This is a genomic window from Microbacterium sp. CGR1, assembly GCF_051062835.1.
Classification (GTDB): Bacteria; Actinomycetota; Actinomycetes; order Actinomycetales; family Microbacteriaceae; genus Microbacterium.
Genome location: NZ_JAOTPG010000001.1, coordinates 2,107,709 through 2,125,179 on the forward strand (window position 1 = coordinate 2,107,709; position 17,471 = coordinate 2,125,179).

At 68.3% G+C, this 17,471-nt stretch carries 17 protein-coding genes; 5 read left to right on the forward strand and 12 right to left on the reverse strand.

Going from position 1 to position 17,471, the window contains the following annotated elements; translation table 11 throughout:
- Positions 1 to 3: 3 nt before the first annotated feature.
- From OD997_RS10450 to OD997_RS10460, 3 genes are all read right to left on the reverse strand, one after another.
- Positions 4 to 1,641 carry a xylulokinase gene (locus tag OD997_RS10450; protein WP_434331507.1) on the reverse strand — a complete coding sequence of 546 codons (1,638 nt, stop codon included), beginning with the start codon at positions 1,639 to 1,641 and terminating at the stop codon, positions 4 to 6.
- Positions 1,638 to 2,324, reverse strand: coding sequence for an L-ribulose-5-phosphate 4-epimerase (locus OD997_RS10455; protein WP_434332372.1), 687 nt, complete (start codon positions 2,322 to 2,324; stop codon positions 1,638 to 1,640). Before OD997_RS10455 ends, OD997_RS10450 begins: the two co-directional genes overlap by 4 nt.
- 215 nt (positions 2,325 to 2,539) lie before the next feature.
- Entirely contained in the window at positions 2,540 to 3,553 is a 1,014-nt protein-coding gene (locus OD997_RS10460) for a LacI family DNA-binding transcriptional regulator (protein ID WP_434331508.1), read from the reverse strand.
- 57 nt (positions 3,554 to 3,610) lie between these two features.
- Here OD997_RS10460 and OD997_RS10465 point away from each other — a divergent pair, with 57 nt between their 5' ends.
- Positions 3,611 to 4,456, forward strand: coding sequence for an NAD-dependent epimerase/dehydratase family protein (locus OD997_RS10465; protein ID WP_434331509.1), 846 nt, complete (start codon positions 3,611 to 3,613; stop codon positions 4,454 to 4,456).
- A 36-nt stretch (positions 4,457 to 4,492) separates the two neighbouring features.
- Here OD997_RS10465 and OD997_RS10470 read toward each other — a convergent pair whose 3' ends face one another.
- On the reverse strand, positions 4,493 to 5,515 hold the full coding sequence (locus OD997_RS10470) for a LacI family DNA-binding transcriptional regulator (RefSeq protein WP_434331510.1): 1,023 nt from the start codon (positions 5,513 to 5,515) through the stop codon (positions 4,493 to 4,495).
- Between the two features lie 189 nt (positions 5,516 to 5,704).
- Between OD997_RS10470 and OD997_RS10475 the strand changes: the two genes are divergently transcribed.
- The 4 genes from OD997_RS10475 to OD997_RS10490 all read left to right on the forward strand — a co-directional run bounded on the left by OD997_RS10475 (position 5,705) and on the right by OD997_RS10490 (position 10,821).
- Positions 5,705 to 7,003 (forward strand): ABC transporter substrate-binding protein, encoded by a 1,299-nt coding sequence (locus OD997_RS10475; RefSeq protein ID WP_434331511.1) that lies wholly within the window; start codon positions 5,705 to 5,707, stop codon positions 7,001 to 7,003.
- Positions 7,004 to 7,154: 151 nt separating this feature from the next.
- Entirely contained in the window at positions 7,155 to 8,060 is a 906-nt protein-coding gene (locus OD997_RS10480) for a carbohydrate ABC transporter permease (RefSeq protein WP_434331512.1), read from the forward strand.
- 5 nt (positions 8,061 to 8,065) lie between these two features.
- Entirely contained in the window at positions 8,066 to 8,956 is an 891-nt protein-coding gene (locus OD997_RS10485; RefSeq protein ID WP_082488481.1) for a carbohydrate ABC transporter permease, read from the forward strand.
- Positions 8,953 to 10,821 carry a glycoside hydrolase family 127 protein gene (locus OD997_RS10490; RefSeq protein WP_434331513.1) on the forward strand — a complete coding sequence of 623 codons (1,869 nt, stop codon included), beginning with the start codon at positions 8,953 to 8,955 and terminating at the stop codon, positions 10,819 to 10,821. The genes OD997_RS10485 and OD997_RS10490 overlap by 4 nt, the downstream gene beginning before the upstream one ends.
- Positions 10,822 to 10,844: 23 nt before the next feature.
- Here the strand turns inward: OD997_RS10490 and OD997_RS10495 are convergent, their stop codons facing one another.
- The 8 genes from OD997_RS10495 to OD997_RS10530 form a co-directional block, all read right to left on the reverse strand.
- Positions 10,845 to 11,261, reverse strand: a complete 417-nt coding sequence (locus OD997_RS10495) for a hypothetical protein (protein WP_434331514.1) — start codon at positions 11,259 to 11,261, stop codon at positions 10,845 to 10,847.
- Positions 11,258 to 11,680 (reverse strand): hypothetical protein, encoded by a 423-nt coding sequence (locus tag OD997_RS10500; RefSeq protein WP_434331515.1) that lies wholly within the window; start codon positions 11,678 to 11,680, stop codon positions 11,258 to 11,260. Before OD997_RS10500 ends, OD997_RS10495 begins: the two co-directional genes overlap by 4 nt.
- Positions 11,681 to 11,703: 23 nt before the next feature.
- Positions 11,704 to 12,093 carry a WXG100 family type VII secretion target gene (locus OD997_RS10505; RefSeq protein WP_434331516.1) on the reverse strand — a complete coding sequence of 130 codons (390 nt, stop codon included), beginning with the start codon at positions 12,091 to 12,093 and terminating at the stop codon, positions 11,704 to 11,706.
- Positions 12,093 to 12,344, reverse strand: coding sequence for a hypothetical protein (locus OD997_RS10510; protein ID WP_434331517.1), 252 nt, complete (start codon positions 12,342 to 12,344; stop codon positions 12,093 to 12,095). The genes OD997_RS10505 and OD997_RS10510 overlap by 1 nt, the downstream gene beginning before the upstream one ends.
- Before the next feature lie 209 nt (positions 12,345 to 12,553).
- Positions 12,554 to 13,591, reverse strand: a complete 1,038-nt coding sequence (locus OD997_RS10515; protein ID WP_434331518.1) for an ABC transporter permease — start codon at positions 13,589 to 13,591, stop codon at positions 12,554 to 12,556.
- The gene (locus OD997_RS10520; RefSeq protein WP_434331519.1) at positions 13,588 to 14,655 is read right to left on the reverse strand and encodes an ABC transporter permease; all 1,068 of its coding nucleotides are present in this window, start codon (positions 14,653 to 14,655) and stop codon (positions 13,588 to 13,590) included. Before OD997_RS10520 ends, OD997_RS10515 begins: the two co-directional genes overlap by 4 nt.
- Complete coding sequence (locus tag OD997_RS10525; protein ID WP_434331520.1) at positions 14,652 to 16,259, reverse strand: sugar ABC transporter ATP-binding protein; 1,608 nt, start codon at positions 16,257 to 16,259, stop codon at positions 14,652 to 14,654. The genes OD997_RS10520 and OD997_RS10525 overlap by 4 nt, the downstream gene beginning before the upstream one ends.
- A gap of 94 nt (positions 16,260 to 16,353) precedes the next feature.
- Positions 16,354 to 17,349 (reverse strand): substrate-binding domain-containing protein, encoded by a 996-nt coding sequence (locus OD997_RS10530; protein ID WP_434331521.1) that lies wholly within the window; start codon positions 17,347 to 17,349, stop codon positions 16,354 to 16,356.
- Positions 17,350 to 17,471 lie beyond the last annotated feature (122 nt).

Genomic DNA, 17,471 nt, shown 5'->3' on the forward strand with positions numbered 1-17,471 from the left:
AGATCAGAGAGCGGTGGTCGCGGCGGCTTCGATGGCGAGGCCCGCGCGGTAGCGGTCGAGGTAGGCCGTGAAGCCGGCGACGTCGACGGGGTCGGGGTCGGCGACCGCGAGGGATGCCGAGGCGAAGACCTCGCGGTCGAGGTACTCCCCCAGAGTCTGCGTGTCGGCGTGCGCGAGGTATGAGGCGAGCACCGCGATGCCCCACGCCCCACCCTCGGAGGCGAGTTCGCCCACCGCGACCGGAGCACCGAGGGCTCCGGCGAGGAATCGCTGCGCCACCCCGGCGGTGCGGAACATGCCCCCGTGCGCGAACATGCGGTCGAGCTCGACACCCTCGGCGGCGAGCACCTGCATCCCCAGCGCGAGCGTGCCGAACACGCCGTACAGCTGTGAGCGCATGAAGTTCGCGAGGGTGAAGGCGCTGTCGGGTGTGCGCACGAAGAGCGGGCGCCCTGCGGTGAGACCGGCGATCGGCTCGCCGGCGAGGTGGTTGTAGGCGAGCAGGCCACCGGCATCCGCCTCGCCGTCGAGCGCCTCGCGGAAGAGCGTGTCGAACACGGCATCGTCGCTCAGCGGCTGCCCCGCCGCGGCCGAGAACCGGGTGAAGAGTCCCGCCCAGGCGGCCAGCTCGCTCGCACCGTTGTTGCAGTGCACCATCGCGACGGCGTCGCCCGCGGGAGTCGTCACGAGATCGAGCTCGTGGTGCACCTCGGCCAGCGGACGCTCGAGCACGACCATCGCGAAGATGCTCGTTCCCGCCGAGACGTTGCCGGTGCGCGGGGACACCGAGTTCGTCGCGACCATGCCGGTGCCGGCGTCGCCCTCGGGCGGGCAGAGCGGGATGCCGGCCTGCAGTGCTCCGGTCGGGTCGAGCAGGGCGGCTCCCTCGGCGGTGAGCGCGCCGGCGGCGGCGCCCGCGGAAAGGACTGTCGGGAGCAGTTCCCTCGCCGTCGCGGGAAGGCGCTCCGCGGCGAGGGTGTCGTAGGCCCGCAGCATCCGCTCGTCGTAGTCGCCGGTCGCAGAGTCGATCGGGAACATGCCGGATGCGTCGCCGACGCCGAGCACGCGCTCGCCCGTCAGCTTCGCGTGGACGTAACCCGCGAGGGTCGTCACGAAGTCGAGCTGCGGCACGTGCGCCTCGCCGTCGACGACGGCCTGGTGCAGGTGGGCGATCGACCAGCGGAGCGGGATGTTCACGCCGAGCAGGTCGGTCAGCTCGGCCGCCGCGACACCTGTGTTGGTGTTGCGCCAGGTGCGGAACGGCGTGAGCAGCTCGCCCTGCGCGTCGAACGCGAGGTAGCCGTGCATCATGGCCGAGATGCCGATCGCGCCGAAGGTCTCGGGGCGCACGCCGTGGCGGTTATCCGCGTCGGCGACGAGCTCGGCGTAGGCGGCCTGCAGACCGGCCCAGACCTCGTCGATCGCGTACGTCCAGAGTCCGTCCTCGAGCCGGTTCTCCCAGGCGAACGATCCGGTGGCGAGCACCTCGGTGGCGTCCGCCCCGATCAGGCACGCCTTGATGCGCGTGGAGCCGAGTTCGATGCCGAGGCTCGTGCGGCCGGCGCGGATGTCGTCGCGGGCGGCGGTGCTGGTCGTGTCGCTGGGGCTGGTCGTGTCGCTGGTGCTGGTCGTGTCGCTCATCGTCGGGCGTCCGAGTTCTGTCCGTAGACGTTCTGGTAGCGGTTGAAGAGGCTGTCGATGGCCTCCTGCGGAATCGGGATCAGGGGCCCGGCCTCGCGGGCGTAGTGCACGGTGCGCGCCACATCCTCGACCATGACGGCGGCCTTGACGGCATCCTTCGCGTCCACCCCGATCGTGAACGGGCCGTGGTTCTGCATCAGCACCGCGCGGCTGCGGTGACCGCGGAGGGTCTGCACGATGCCGCGGCCGATCGAGTCGTCGCCGATGATCGCGAAGGGGCCGACCGGGATCGGTCCGCCGAACTCATCGGCCATGGCGGTGATGACGCAGGGGATCTCCTCGCCGCGGGCAGCCCAGGCGACGGCGAACGTCGAGTGCGTGTGCACGACGCCGCCCACGTCGGGCATGTTCCGGTAGACGTAGGCGTGCGCCGCGGTGTCGCTCGAGGGCGAGCGCTCGCTGCCGGGCGTGCCGGGGATCACGGCGCCGTCGAGGTCGCAGAGAATCATGTTCTCGGGGTCGAGGTCGTCGTAGCTGACGCCGGAGGGCTTGATGACGAAGAGGTCGGCGCCGGGAACTCGGCCCGAGACGTTTCCGCCGGTCCAGACGATGAGGTCGTAGCGGACCAGTTCGCCGTGCAGACGGGCGACGTCCTCGCGGACGGCCTGAATGGATGCGGCGATCTCCGGGGAGAAGGCGTTCTCGTCAGAGAAAGCGGGGGCTTCGTTGCTCACGGGTACCTCGGGGTCGGCGGTGGTCACTGTGACCGGTCACAGAAGTGTGTCACGAGGGTCTGTCGACCGTCAAGACGCGGATGCTCTTCCCCCGGGTGCGGGGTCACTTTCGCATCGGATACGGCGTGCTCACGTGCAGCACTGACCCCGCACCGCGCGGAGGCTCAGCGGGGCGGCGCGACCGAATCCCGCGTCACGAGCACCGGCGCGACGGGAGGGAGGTCGGATGCCGTCGCCCCGGCGCTGCCCGCGAGCACCGCCGCGACCGCGCGGCGGGCCAGCTCCGAGAAGTCCTGCCGCACGGTGGTGAGCTTCGGCCAGTAGTAGGCGGCATCCGGGGTGTCGTCGAAGCCGACCACGCTGATGTCGCCCGGCACGGTGAGCCCGGCTTCGTGCAGACCGCCGAGCAGCCCGAGAGCCATCTGGTCGTTCGCCGCGAACACGGCCGTCACTCCCGATGCGCGCACGGCGTCGGCGGCCGCGTACCCCGAGCCCGCGGTCCAGTCGCCCTCGAACACGGGCCCGACGACGAGCCCTCGCGCGGTGAGCTCCGCCGCGAACCCCTCGGCCCGGGACTCGGCCTCGAGCCAGTCGGCGGGTCCCGCGAGATGCGCGATGCGCGTGTGTCCGGCGTCGGCGAGCGCCGCGACGGCGAGCCGAGCTCCGGCGGCCTGGTCGACCGAGAGGCCCCGAGCACCCCGGTCGGCCGCGTGCAGGGTCACGACGGGAACGCCGATGCGCACCTCGTCGAGCGCGTCGAGGGTGTGAGCATGGGGCGCGACGACGACGATGCCCTCGACCCCCTGCATGACGAGGTGGTCGACCGCGGCGATCACGGCATGCGCATCCCCCGCATCCGCGAAGGCAGCACTCAGCCAGTAACCGATCTCGCGGGCCGAGGCCTCGAGCGCGGCGATGCTGCGCGAGGGACCGTAGTGCAGCGCGTCGGTCGCCAGCACCCCGAGGGTGCGGGAGCGCCGGGTGCCCAACGCCCGGGCGGCGTTGTTCATGCGGTAGCCGAGCTCGGTCATCGCGGCGAGCACGCGCTCGCGGGTCTCGGCGGCGACCTCCGGGTGGTCGTTCAGCACCCGCGACACCGTCTGCCGCGAGACCCCGGCGAGCACCGCGACGTCGCGCACGCCGACGGTGCGGCGGGGCTCGCTGCTCGTGTCACTCACGCCGACGAGTGTATGCCGAGCGGCCCCTGCCGCTCGGCTTCGTGCCACTCTGGTGACATGCGCATCGCACTCACGGGATCATCGGGCAAGCTCGGCAGCGTCGTCGCGCGGGAGCTCCGCACCCACGGCCACGAGGTCATCGGCATGGACGTCGCAGGCAGCCGCGGCCCCGACTTCGTACAGGTCGACCTGACGGATTACGGCCAGGTCGTGGATGCTTTCACCGCCGTCGGCGACCGGCACGACGGCATCGACGCCGTGGTGCATCTGGGCGCGATCCCGGCCCCCGGGATCCGCAGCGATGTCGCCACCTTCCACAACAACATGCCGGCCACGTTCAACGTCTTCTGGGCGGCGGTGCGCCTCGGCATCCGGCGCGTCGTCTACGCATCGAGCGAGACCGTGCTGGGGCTGCCGTTCGATGTACCACCGCCCTACGTGCCCGTCGACGAGGACTACCCCGCCCGCCCCGAGTCGGTCTACTCGCTGGTGAAGACGCTCGAGGAGCAGCTGGCGAGGGAGCTCGTGCGCTGGCACCCCCATCTGTCGATCACGGCACTGCGGTTCTCGAACGTGATGAACCCTGCGGACTACGCCGAGTTCCCCGACTTCGACGCCGACGCACTGCGTCGCAAGTGGAACCTCTGGGGCTACATCGACGCCCGTGACGGTGCGCAGGCCGTGCAGCGCGCGCTCGAGGTCGCAGCCCCCGGGTTCGACAACTTCATCATCGCCGCAGCCGACACGGTCATGTCGCGCCCGAACGCCGAACTCCTCGCCGAGGTCTTTCCCGACGTTCCGGTCGCCCGCGACTTCGGCCCGAACGAGACGCTGCTCTCGATCGACAAGGCCCGCCGCATCCTGGGGTTCGATCCGCAGCACTCCTGGCGCGACCACGTCTGACCCGAGCGGGGCCGGCCGTCGGCAGGAGGGCGCACGTCAGCGCCGGGCGATGGTCGATCCGCGGATCACGAGACGCACCGGCAGGTGGTGCGCGCCTTCGCCGATGTCGATGCCGTCGATCGCGTCGAACACCCGCAAGGCGGCCTGACGACCGAGCTGCTGCAGGTTCGCGTCGATGCTCGTGAGTTCGGGCCTCGCGTTCGTCGCGAGCACTTCCCAGTTGTCGTAGCCGATCACCGCGAGGTCGTCGGGCACGGTGCGCCCGAGATCGCGCGCCGAGTCGAGCACGCCCCGAGCGATCTGGTCCGACCCGCAGAACACGGCGTCGATATCCGGATGCCGCTGCAGCAGCATCGCCGCGGCATCCCGCCCCCAATGCTCCGTCCACTCCGAGAACATCGGCTCGCCCACGAGTTCGAGTCCCGCTTCGCCGAGCGCGGCTCTCGCTCCGGCGAGACGATCCTGCGCCGCCGCGTATGTGGGGTCGCCCGAGATGTGGGCGATGCGCCGTCGCCCACAAGCCAGCAGGTGCTCGATCGCGAGGCGCCCTCCCGCGTAGTTGTCGGGTGTCAGCGACAGGTCGCGAGAGTCATCCGACGGCGCGTACGCATAGACGACGGGCACCGGGATCTCCTGGCCGAGCGAGGGGCGCGGATCGGTCTGCCGCCCCACCACGATGATGCCGTCGACCCTGCGGCTCAGCAGCTCCTTGAGGTGGTGCTGCTCGCGGATCGCGTCACCCCGTGCATCGCACAGGAAGACGTTGATGCGACCGGCCCCGAAGGCGTCCTCGGCTCCCATCAGGATCGGGATCATGAAGCGGCCCTCGAGGTCGCTGGTGAGCAGCCCGACTGTTCCGGTGCGTCCGGCGAGCAGGCCGCGCGCCATGGCGTTGGGCGTGAAGGCGAGCTCGTCCGCGATCGCGCGCACCTTCGCGCGGGTGGCGGCAGAGACGTCTCCCCGGTCGTTCAGCGCCTTGGACGCCGTCGAGATCGACACTCCGGCGTGCGCGGCGACATCGCCGAGGGTCACCACCCGTGCTGCCGTCGTATCGCTCATCCCACTCCCTGTTGCTGAAAGGTTATCGGAACGAGGGTTGACGCCCCCGCTGAAACCACGCTATACCTTTCGAAAGGGTTTTCGTAGATTTCGGAGAACCCGATCTCCACCTCATCTCCACACCGGCGCTGCACTGTCGAAGCGCCACACCGTACCCGCTCGAGGACGAGCCCAGAGGAGCCCCCGCCCATGAACACCACCCGTACACACGCCGCACGCCGGGCAGCAGCAGCCGTGATCGCGGCCGGCCTGCTCGTCGGCGGTCTCGCCGCCTGCGCACCTGCCGCCGACGACACCGCCTCAGACGAGCCAATCCCGGCCGAAGGCACCGACGACGGCACCACGCTGACGCTGTGGACCCGCGCGCCCATCGAGCGCCAGGCCAAGCTGCTGGTCGACGCCTACAACGCCAGCCACGAGAACCAGGTCGAGCTCACGGTCGTCCCCAACGACGACTACGTCGCCAAGGTCGGCGCGGCAGCCGGGTCCGGCGGACTGCCCGACCTGTTCGCCGCCGACATCGTCTACGTGCCCAACTGGGCCCAGCAGGGCCTGTTCCAGGACATGTCCGAGCAGATCGATGCCCTCGACTTCAAGGACGAGATCAACCCCGGCCACCTGTCTGCGGGCACGGTCGACGGCGCCGAGTACGTGCTGCCCTTCGCGCTCGACCTCTCGATGCTCTTCTGGAACAAGGAGCTCTTCGCCGAGGCCGGTCTCGACCCCGAGAAGGCGCCGGCCACGCTCGAGGAGTTCGCCGAGGCGGCCATGGCCGTGCAGGCGCTGAACAAGCCAGACACCTACGGCACCGCGACAGGCCTCAACTGCGGCGGCTGCCTGGTCTTCACCTGGTTCCCCTCGATCTGGGCCTCCGGCGATGAGGTCATGAGCGACGACGGCACCGAATCCCTGCTCGACGGCGACTCCGCCCAGGCGGTCTACGACACGTGGGCAGAACTGCAGGACGCCGGAGCGATCCTCCCCAGCTCGACCGATGAGGCCGGCCCCACCTGGACCGCCGCATTCAGCGAGGGCAAGGTCGGCGTGATGCCGTTCCCGGCGACCCTCCTCCCCTCCCTCGAGTTCGACGCGGGAGTCGCCGGCATCCCCGGTGTCGACGGCGGCGCCTCGACCTTCGTCGGCGGTGACGGCATCGGCATCTCGAAGGACTCGAAGAAGGCCGCTCAGGCCTGGAACTTCCTCAACTGGATGATGTCCGAGGATGCGCAGGTCGAGGTGCTCGCGAAGGACGGCAACGCCGTCTCGCGCGGCGACCTCGCCGACAACGAGTACGCCGCGGCCGACCCTCGCCTGGTGACGATCAACGAGGTCGCCGCCCAGGGCGACACCCCGGTGGCGCTGAACTTCCAGCAGGCGTTCAACGCTCCGGGCAGCCCGTGGCTGACGCTGGTGCGCAACGCCGTGCTGAACGGCGACGATTCGGTGCCGGCCGACAACGAGGAGATCACCGCGATCCTGTCGCAGTGATCACGAGCGGGGGCGGCGCCGATCGCGCCGCCCCCGCATCCTCGTCGGCGAACTCGCCCGGCGCCCCAGGCGCCCGCACTCCCGCTGCCCCCGCACCCCCTGCACTCCCGGTGCCCCCGCACCCCCTGCACTCCGATCGAAAGAGAACCTGATGACCCAGGCCATATCCCCGCTGCGTCGCCGCAGGCGGCGCACCGCCTTCGGCGGGCCGGTGCAGGGCTGGCTGTACGCGGCCCCCACGGCGATCTTCGTCGCCCTGCTGTTCATCGTCCCGCTCGTGCTGGTCGTGCAGATGTCGGCCTCCGACTGGCCGCTGCTGAGCGGCAACCAGGGCATCAACTTCCCCGAGAACTACGCGGATGCCGTTGCCCACCGCCTCTTCTGGGATTCGATCCGCTTCACCCTGCTCTACACCCTCATCACCACCGTCATCCTGATCGGGCTCGGTCTCGGACTCGCCCTGCTGGTGCAGGAGTCGACCCGGTGGAAGGGCTTCCTGCGCACGGCGTTCCTGATCCCCAGCGCCCTCGGGCTCGCGTCCGCCTCGCTGCTGTTCTACGTGCTGTACTCCCCCATCGCCGGCCCGTTCGCGAACCTCATGAAGTCGTGGGGCATCACCTTCCTCGGCACCCCCGAGGGCGCACTGTGGTCGACGATCTTCCTGATCGTCTGGCGGTACGCCGGCTTCTACATGCTGCTGATGCTGGTGGGACTGCAGGGCATCCCCGACGACGTCTACGAGGCCGCGCGCATCGACGGCGCGAACCGGTGGCAGACGTTCCGCGACATCACGGTGCCCCTGCTCAAGCCGACCTTCGCGCTCACCACGGTGATGTGCGTGACCGGGTCGCTGCTCGCGTTCGAGCAGTTCTACATCCTCACCAAGGGCGGCCCCGACAACAGCACCATGACCGTCGTGCAGCTGATCTACAACGTCGCGTTCCAGGGGCAGAACAGCCTCGGCATCGCCGGTGCCCTCTCGGTGATCGTGCTGCTCGCGCTCATCGTCATCAACGTCTTCCAGCTGCGCGCGTTCCGCCGCACGGATGAGAGCTGAGAACCATGTCCCAGACACTGACCCGCACGATCGTCGCCCCGAATCATCAGCCCACCGCACCCCGGTACCGGTCGAAGGCAGCCCGCGTCGTCTTCGGCATCCCGTACTGGGTGTTCACCACAGCCCTCGCCGTGATCTTCCTCTATCCGCTCATCTGGACCGGCGTCTCGTCGATCAGCCCGATGGCCGGCACCAGCCAGACCGACGGATGGGGCTTCGGCAACTACGCCGCTCTCGGCGAGTACCAGGCCGGCATCTGGGTGTACCTCGGCAACTCGCTGTTCGTCTCGGTGCTCACGGTGGCGCTCACGCTGTTCATCTCGCTGCTGGGCGGTTACGCGTTCGCGCGCTTCTCTTTTCCCGGCAAGAACGCGCTGTTCCTGCTGACGCTCGCGATCCTGATGGTGCCGTACGCGACGCTGCTCATCCCTCTCTACGTGATCCTCAACGCGGTGGGCCTGCAGAATTCGCTCGTCGGGGTCGCGCTCGTGATCACCATGTTCCAGCTGCCGTTCTCGATGTTCATGATGCGCATCTCGTTCGAGTCGATCCCGCGCGAGATGGACGAGGCCGCGATGGTCGACGGATGCTCCAGCTGGGGCGCCCTGTGGCGGGTGCTGCTGCCCGCGGTCAAGCCGGGTCTCGTCACGGTGGGACTGTTCGCGTTCCTCACCGCGTGGAACGACTTCATGGCCCCGCTGATCCTCATCAACGACACCAACCGCATGACGCTGCCGCTCGCGGTCGCGAACCTCCGAGGGCAGGTGCAGGGCGTCGTCGACTACGGCGCCACCGAGGCGGGGGTCGTCGTGCTGGCGCTCCCCTGCATCCTGCTCTTCCTGATCCTGCAACGACACTATGTGCGCGGCTTCATGTCCGGCGCCTTCAAGGGATGACCATGTTCGACACCACTGCACCTGCCGCTCCCGTGGTCCCCACCCGCGGCCGTCTGCGCCCCCTCGGACTCGACGAGGTGCGCATCACCGGAGGATTCTGGGGCGACCGCCAAGCCGTCAACGGCTCGGCCACGCTCTCGCACATCGAGTCGAGACTCGAGTCCGAGGGATGGCTGCCGAACTTCGATCTCGCCGCCGCCGGGGCACTCCCCGCGGGGCGCCGTGGGCGCGAGTTCGCAGACTCCGAGATCTACAAGTACCTCGAGGCTCTCGCGTGGGAGATCGGACGCACGGATGCCGCTGGCGACAGCGACCTCGAGCAGCGGTTCCGCCGTGTGGTCGATCGGATCGCTGCCGCGCAGGAACCCGACGGATACCTCAACACGATGTTCGGTCGCGAGGGCCAGGGCGAACGCTGGTCGGCGTTGCAGTGGGGGCACGAGCTGTATTGCCTCGGGCACCTGTTCCAGGCGGCCGTCGCCCGGGTGCGCACGAGGCCGGATGCCGACGACGGGCTGATCGATATCGCGCGCCGCGCCGCCGACCTCGTCTGCCGGGAGTTCGGTGCAGATGCGCGCGACGCGATCTGCGGGCATGCCGAGGTCGAGGTCGGCCTCGCGGAGCTCGGCCGCGCGCTCGGCGAGCAGCGCTACATCGATCAGGCCGCCCTGTTCGTCGAGCGCCACGGTCGCGGGTCGCTGGGCGAGATCGAATGGGGCCGCAGCTACTTCCAGGACGACGTGTCGGTGCGCGAGGCCGAAGCGCTGCGCGGGCACTCCGTGCGGGCCAACTACCTCTCGTCGGCCGCGGCCGATGTCGCCACCGAGCTCTCTGACGAGTCTCTGCTCGACGCACTGCGGTCGCAGTGGGACCGCACGGTCGAACGGCGCACCTATGTCACCGGCGGCCAGGGGTCGCACCATCAGGACGAGGCTTTCGGCGACGACTGGGAGCTGCCGCCGGATCGCGCCTACTCCGAGACCTGTGCCGGGATCGGCTCGATCATGTTCTCGTGGCGACTCCTGCTCGCCACCGGTGAGGCGCAGTATGCCGACCTGATCGAGCGGACCCTGTTCAACGTCGTCGCGACCTCCCCCGGCGACGACGGGCGCTCGTTCTTCTACGCCAACACGCTGCATCAGCGCACGCCGGGGGTCCCCGCGGATCCGGATGCCACGTCGCCGCGCGCCTCGTCCTCGCTGCGCGCGCCCTGGTTCGAGGTGTCGTGCTGCCCGCCGAATGTGGCGCGCACCTTCGCGAGCCTCGCGGCCTATGTGGCGACGGCCGATGACGACGGCGTGCAGCTGCACCAGTACGCGCCGTCATCTGTGCGGACCGTTCTGCCCGACGGTCTGGTCGTCGCGTTCGACGTGTCGACGAACTATCCCGCCGAGGGGGACGTGCGGATCACGATCGCCGAGGATGCCGAGTTCACACTGACGCTGCGCGTGCCGTCGTGGGCCGAGGGCGCGCTCGTGCGAGTGCGCTCGGACGAGGACGAGTCGTCGGAGCCGGCCGCCGCCGGTTCTGTGTCGGTGACGCGATCGTTCCGCGCCGGCGACGTCGTCGAGCTGCACCTGCCGATCGCGGCGAGGGCCACGTCACCGCATCCGATGGTCGATGCGGTGCGAGGCAGTGTCGTTATCGAGCGCGGCCCCGAGGTGCTGGCTCTCGAGTCGATCGATCTCGGAGCCGATGTCGGTGACGCAGTCGTGGACGGGGAGCCCGTCGAGCGCGACGGTCACGTGGTGCTGCCGGTGCGGCATCGCTCGACCGGTGACACGGTCGAGGCCCCCTTGATCGCCTATCATGACTGGGCTCGACGCGGTCCGTCGACCATGCGGGTCTGGATTCCGACGGTGTGATCAATCGGACGACAGTTCCATCGTCATTCGGCTGAATCCTCGATACGGAACTCGATGCCGACGGTCTCGTCCGGATCGGTGAAGCGGATCACTCCGTTCACGAAGCCGACGGAGAAGCTGGCTGGCCCGACGTCGAAGCCCGCACGTTCCGCCTCGACGACGTGCAGTTTGATCTCGGCACCACCCCGCACCAGCCGCCAGGTACCCTCCGCACTGAAGTCGTTCTCCGAGTCGCGATCGTGAACCAGATCGTACGAGACATGGTCCGCCGCGAAAGTACCGTCAGCATTGATGACAAGAGTTCCTTCGTCATCACCCGCTGCCCGCCATAATCCGATCGGCGAGGAGAGTTGCGGTGCGCATCCGATGAGCGCGAGAGCGACAACGGCGACTCCGAGTGGCATGGCGATTCGCGCCTGCCGACGCACGAGGCCGATCATGGATACACCGTCTCTGTCCACACGATCGTCTGGTGCTGCGGCGCCCACTCGCCGCTGTCGACTTCCGCGGCGAGCATCGAGGGGTGAACGATCGGAAGATGGCCTCCTCCGGTGCCCGGGATGCGGGTGGCGGAGTCCGTGGTCGTGTCATTGTTCATCACGTACGTCACCTCTACCCCTCCATCCGGGCGGGGATCGCCAGCGAACACCTCGAGCGAATACGATCCGAGGAACGACTCTGGCAGATTCTGCCCGTCGAGATGGAAATCCGCCAGGGGACCCGACATGGCGCTGGTCGCGAGATTCACGCCATCGTTGACGAGCACCGACGGGTTGTTGCTGATCGAGCGGTCGTAGGAATCCTCCTCTGCGCTGGTGAGAGTTCCACTTCGCAAGTCGGCCAGCACCTGCTCCCGCACGCTTTCGATGTGATCGCTCCTCATCAACGTCGACACGAACGGGTCGTCGGGACCAAGGGCCCGCCTTCACTCACCATGTCGAGGATCAGCTGCGCCGCCGCGAGGTCCTGTTTCAGCGGCTCGGCCCGCGCCGCGATCTCGGCGACAGCGTCGCCGTATTGGGTGACGGCTCGGCGGGCTGCATCCATCGCCTCGGCGGACTCCTCGAGGTCTCGCCTCAGACCAGCCGCCCGCCCGCGGAAGGCGTCGGCGCTCTCGCCTGACCACGACGCATCGAGATCCCGCAGGATCGTGGTCACCGCGGCGCGCGCGTCGGACAGATCGGAGGCCCGCAGTTCGGCCCATCGAGCAGCGAGCCCGCATGATCCGACATCGCCCGCGCCCGGATCAGACCACGTCCAGTTGGACGGCATCAGTCGTCCAACGCGGCGACGTAGGCGGCGAGCACATCGATGTGAGCCTGCTCGGCAGCGACGAAGTCGGAGGCGGTCTCGTCGACGGCGCCTGCGAGACCACGTGCGGCCCATTCGAGCGCAGTGACGGCGTCGCCCCAGCCGCGCGAGAACATCGATGCCGCCGACGTCACGAGATCGCTCCTCATCGGCGAGAGATCCAAGGCACTCGCCGATCCGCCGACAGCAAGGCCGTTCAGCGTCCTGGCCATGCCCTGCATACCTTCGTAGTCCACATGGATTGGTTGGCGCACGTTCCCCCGAAAGATCACCTGCCCTCACACTAGTGTCCTCATATGAGGCCCATAATGCTTCTCATGTGTTGTATTCCGATAAGCAAAGCGAGGTTGCAGACCCTCCCCGGCACGCGAATGGCCCCACCTCTATACGAGATGGGGCCATTCAGATGATGCGAATCGGGCTACTCCCGTTTTCGGGTCACCGCCCGCTGCAGCAGCACGAACACGAGCAGGATGCCGCCGGTGATGATCGTGGTCATCTCGGGCGGGATGCCGCCGTCGCGGGTGATGAGCACGTTCATGAGCCCGAGCACCAGCGCCCCGACGACCGACCCGAGCACATAGCCGTACGCACCGGTCAGCACAGTGCCGCCGATCACCGCTGCGGCGATCGCGTCGAGCTCCCATCCGATGCCGGTGATGTTCTGCGCGGTGCCGAGCCGTGCGGTGTACAGCACGGCGGCGAGACCTGCGAGGCCGCCGCTGATCACGTAGACGAGCACCTTCGTGCGGTGCACCGGCAGACCCATCAGCAGCGCGGAGTTCTCGGATCCGCCGATCGCATAGACGGTCCGCCCGGTGCGGGTGCGATGCAGCACGAAGAACGCAGCGACCACGACGATGACCGCGACGAGCACCGCAGGGGTGATCACGAGGTCGTTGACCTTGGGGCCGTCGATGATCTTCAGCTGCGTGCCGATCCAGCGGATGGGCGAGTCCTCGCCGAGCCGCTCGGGCTTGGTGCTGAGCAGCGAGGCGAGCCCCCGCCCGAGGAACATCATCGCCAGTGTCGCGATGAAGGGCTGCACGTTGAAGTACCGGATCAGCACACCCGACACGATGCCGAAGAGCACGCCGATGCCGATCATCGCGATGACCACGGCGAAGGCGTTCCAGCCGGCGTTCGAGAGCATGACTCCGGCCACTGACGAGACCGCGATGATCGAGCCCACCGAGAGGTCGATGCCTCCGGTGAGGATCACGAACGTCAGCGCGACGGCGAGCACGATGAGGTGCGCGTTGTTGATGAGCAGGTTCGAGACGGTGCTGAACTGCAGGATGCGACCGTAGGCGACCTCGCCGAAGACCACCATGCCGACGAAGATGACGACAGAGGCGATGGTCGGCAGCACCGATGGATTCGCCGTGATCATGCGTCGCAGGCGGTCGACGACGCTCTCGGTCGCCTGAGGAGCCGGCGTGGCGGTCAGGACGCTCATGCGGACACCTCTTCCTTGACGATGATCTGTTCGACAGGTCGCGCCCTCCGGCGCCGACGGAACCAGCTGCGCACCCGCTGCGACTGCAGCAGGCACAGGATGACGATCACGATGGCCTTGAAGGCGGGGGTCGCCGACGACGAGACGCCGAGATACAGCACGGTCTTGTCGAGGGTGGCGATGAGCAGCGCTCCGACGAACGCGCCGCTGAGCGAGAACTTTCCGCCCGCCAACGAGGCACCGCCGATCACGACCGCGAGGATGGCATCGAGCTCGAGCTGGTATCCGGTGCGGGAGATGTCGACGGTCATGACGCTGCCGACCGACATGACGCCCGCGATGCCGGCGAGGATGCCGCTCATGATGTACGCGGTGAGCAGCAGCCCCTTCGGTTTGATCCCCGCCATGCGGCTGGCCCGAGGGTTGATGCCGATGGCCTCGATCATGAGTCCCAGCGCGCTGCGCCTGACGACCCACCCGACGGCGATCACGATGAGGACGGCGAGGATGAACACCACGGGGACGCCGATGACGAAGCCGTTGGCGATCCAGCGGAACGCGTCGTTCGATGCCGTCGTGTTCTGGCCGCCCGTGATCACCTTGGCGATTCCTCGCCCGGCGAGCATGAGCACCAGCGTGGCGATGAAAGGCTGCAGCCCGACGTAGGCGACGAGCAGGCCGTTGACCGCCCCGAGGATGCCGGTGATGACCAGCGCGAGTCCGACCGCGGCGAGCGCCGCACCGAAGGAGTCGCCCGCGGCGCTGAGGAACTCCATCGACACGGCCCCGGCGACGGCCATCAGGGATCCGACCGAGAGATCGATGCCGCCGGTGGCGATGACGAGCGACATCCCGATGGCGATCATCATGATCGGCGCCGCCTGGCGCAGGATGTCGATGAGGTTGCCGACGAGGTTCCCGTTGTTGGGGTTGATCGAGAGCGCGAGATAGGTCGGGTCCTTGATCACGTTCAGGGCGAGCAGCGCGAGGATCGCGACGATGCCCCAGAAGAACGGCTTGTGGATCAGATCCCGCCAGATGGCGGTGCCGGCTGACGCGGTCATCGCGCTGCCTCCTTGTCGGTCGTGGGGGCGATGCTATCGGGCACGGCGCCGTCGGTGTCGTCGAGCGTCTCGGCAGCGGCCTCGACTCCGTGCGCGGCGATCACATCGACGATCACCTGGGCGGTGACATCGGGGCCGTTCTGGATCTCGCCGATCTTGCGGTGGTCCTTCAGCACGACGATCCGCTCGGAGAGACGCACGACTTCTTCGAGCTCGGAGGAGATGAACACGACGGCGACGCCGTCCTCCGCGAGCTCGGCCACCGCCTCCTGGATCTCGGCCTTCGCACCCACGTCGATGCCGCGGGTCGGCTCGTCGAGGATCAGCAGCTCGGGCTGCGTGGCGAGCCAGCGCCCGAGCAGCACCTTCTGCTGATTGCCGCCGGAGAGGTTCTTGATCATCCGATCGGGGTCGGCCGGCCTGACGTTGAACTGCGCGATGTAACGGTCGACGATCGCATCCTGCTCCTTGCGGCTCATCGGCCGCGCCCAGCCGCGTTCGGCCTGCACCGCGAGGATGATGTTCTCGCGCACGGTCAGGTCTGACACGATGCCTTCGTCGCGTCGATTCTCGGTCGAGAAGGCGATCCGGCGGGGAAGCGCGTCAGCGGGAGAGCGCAGCTCGACCGGGCGGCCGTGAAGCTCGAGTTCTCCCTCGTCGGGGCGATCGGCGCCGTACAGCAGTCGGGCGAGCTCGGTGCGTCCGGAACCGAGCAGGCCGGCGAATCCGACCACCTCTCCCGGACGGATGTCGAGGTCTGTCGGCTCGACCGCGCCGCGCCTGGCGATGCCGGATGCCGAGAGCAGCGGCTTCTCGTCGGCGTCACGCGGCGCGCGACGGCGGTTTCCGCCCAGAGACTTCAGCGCGTCGAGATCCTTGCCGATCATGGTCGAGATCAGCGCGTGGCGATCGAGGTCGCGCGTGAGGTACTCGCCTTCGTATCTCCCGTTGCGCAGCACCGTGAGGCGGTCGCTGATCGCGTAGACCTGGTCGAGGAAGTGCGAGACGAAGAGGATCGCGACCCCCTGGTCGCGCAGAGACCGGATGACGGTGAAGAGCCCCTCGACCTCGGCGGCGTCGAGACTGGAGGTCGGCTCGTCGAGGATGAGGACCTTGGCCTTGATCGCCATCGCTCGGCTGATGGCGACGAGCTGCTGCACCGCGATCGACAGGGTCGACAGCGGCTTGCGCGTGTCGAGGCCGCCGAGCCCGAGTCGGTCGAGGGCTTCGGTCGCGGCACGATGCGTGGCCGTCCAGTTGATCCCGAACACACCTCGCGTCTCATGACCGAGCATCACGTTCTCGCCGATCGAGAGGTTGGGGGCGAGGTTGACCTCCTGGTACACGGTCGAGATCCCGGCATCCTGCGCGTCGCCGGCGCCGCCGAAGCTGCGCTCGGCTCCCGTGACGACGATCGATCCGGAGTCGATCGGATAGACGCCGGTCAGCGCCTTGATGAGGGTCGATTTGCCGGCGCCGTTCTCGCCCATGAGCGCATGCACCTCGCCCGGGAAGAGTCGGAAGTCGACTCCGTCGAGGGCTTTCACCCCGGGGAACTCGATCGAGATCCCCCGCATCTCGACGATGGGCAGTTCTTCGTTCATGTCTGTCTCTCCGTCCGGGAGAGCCCGGGTGGCACAGGGTCTGCGCCACCCGGGCTCGCTGCCGGATCACTCCGGCGTCGGCGTCGGTGCTCGGTCAGTACTTGCGGTCGGCCAGCACGGCCTGCGCCGCCTCGGCGGAGTCGAACGCTTCGCTCGGGACGACGATGTACGACTCGACGTCTTCGCCGGCGAGCGCCTTCTCGACGACCTCGAGAGCGGTCTCGCCGAACAGCGGGTTGTACTCGTGCACGTAGCTGAGCTGACCGTCGGCGAGCGCCTGCATGGCGTTCTTGGTGCCGTCGATCGTGGCGATCTTGACGTCCTCGCCCACGACCAGGCCCGCCTCCTCGGCAGCCTGCGCTGCGCCGAGACCCATCTCGTCGTTCTGCGCGAACACCAGCTGGATGTCGTTGCCCGAGGCCTTGAGCATGGTCTCGAAGACGCTCTTGCCCTCTTCTGCCGACCAGTTGGCCGTCTGCGCGTCGAGCTTCGTGAGCGACGAGTCGCCGAGGCCCTCGTCGAACCCGGTGTTGCGCTCGTTCACGACGCCGACTCCCGCCGGTCCCTCGAGCACGACATAGTTGCCGCCATCGGGGAACGTGGCGGCGGCCCACGTGCCGACTTCCTTGGCGACCTCGACGTTGTCGGGCGCGATGCGGGTCACGTACAGGCTGTCGTCATCGGGCTCGATGCCACGGTCGAGCAGGATGACGGGGATCTCCGCCTCCTGCGCCCGCTTGAGCGAGTCCTCCCAGCCGGAGGCCTCGGTGGCCGACAGCAGGATGACGTCGACGCCTTCGTCGACGAACGACGTGAACGCGTCGATCTGCGACTTCTGGTCGAGGTTGGTCGCGGGTGCGTACTTGAGGTCGTATCCGGCATCCTCCGTGAAGGTGTCCTGGATGTTCTGCTCGTTGGCCTCGCGCCATGCGCCCTCGGGGCCGACGGCGACGAAGCCGACGGTGGTGAGCTCGTCCGAGCCGCCTCCGTCGCCGCCGGAGTCGCCGGTCGAACAGGCCGCCAGGCCGATGGTGAGTGCGCCGACTGCTGCCAGACCGAACGCGATGCGGATGCGCTTCTTCGCGGACATTTCTTCTCCTCTTTGAGACGCCGGGAGTCACTCCGGCAATGGTCGAACCGTCATGGTCCTGTCGTGATTGCAGGACACCTGCATCGCGTGTCCTGCGGTGATGTTACCGGGAACATTTTCTG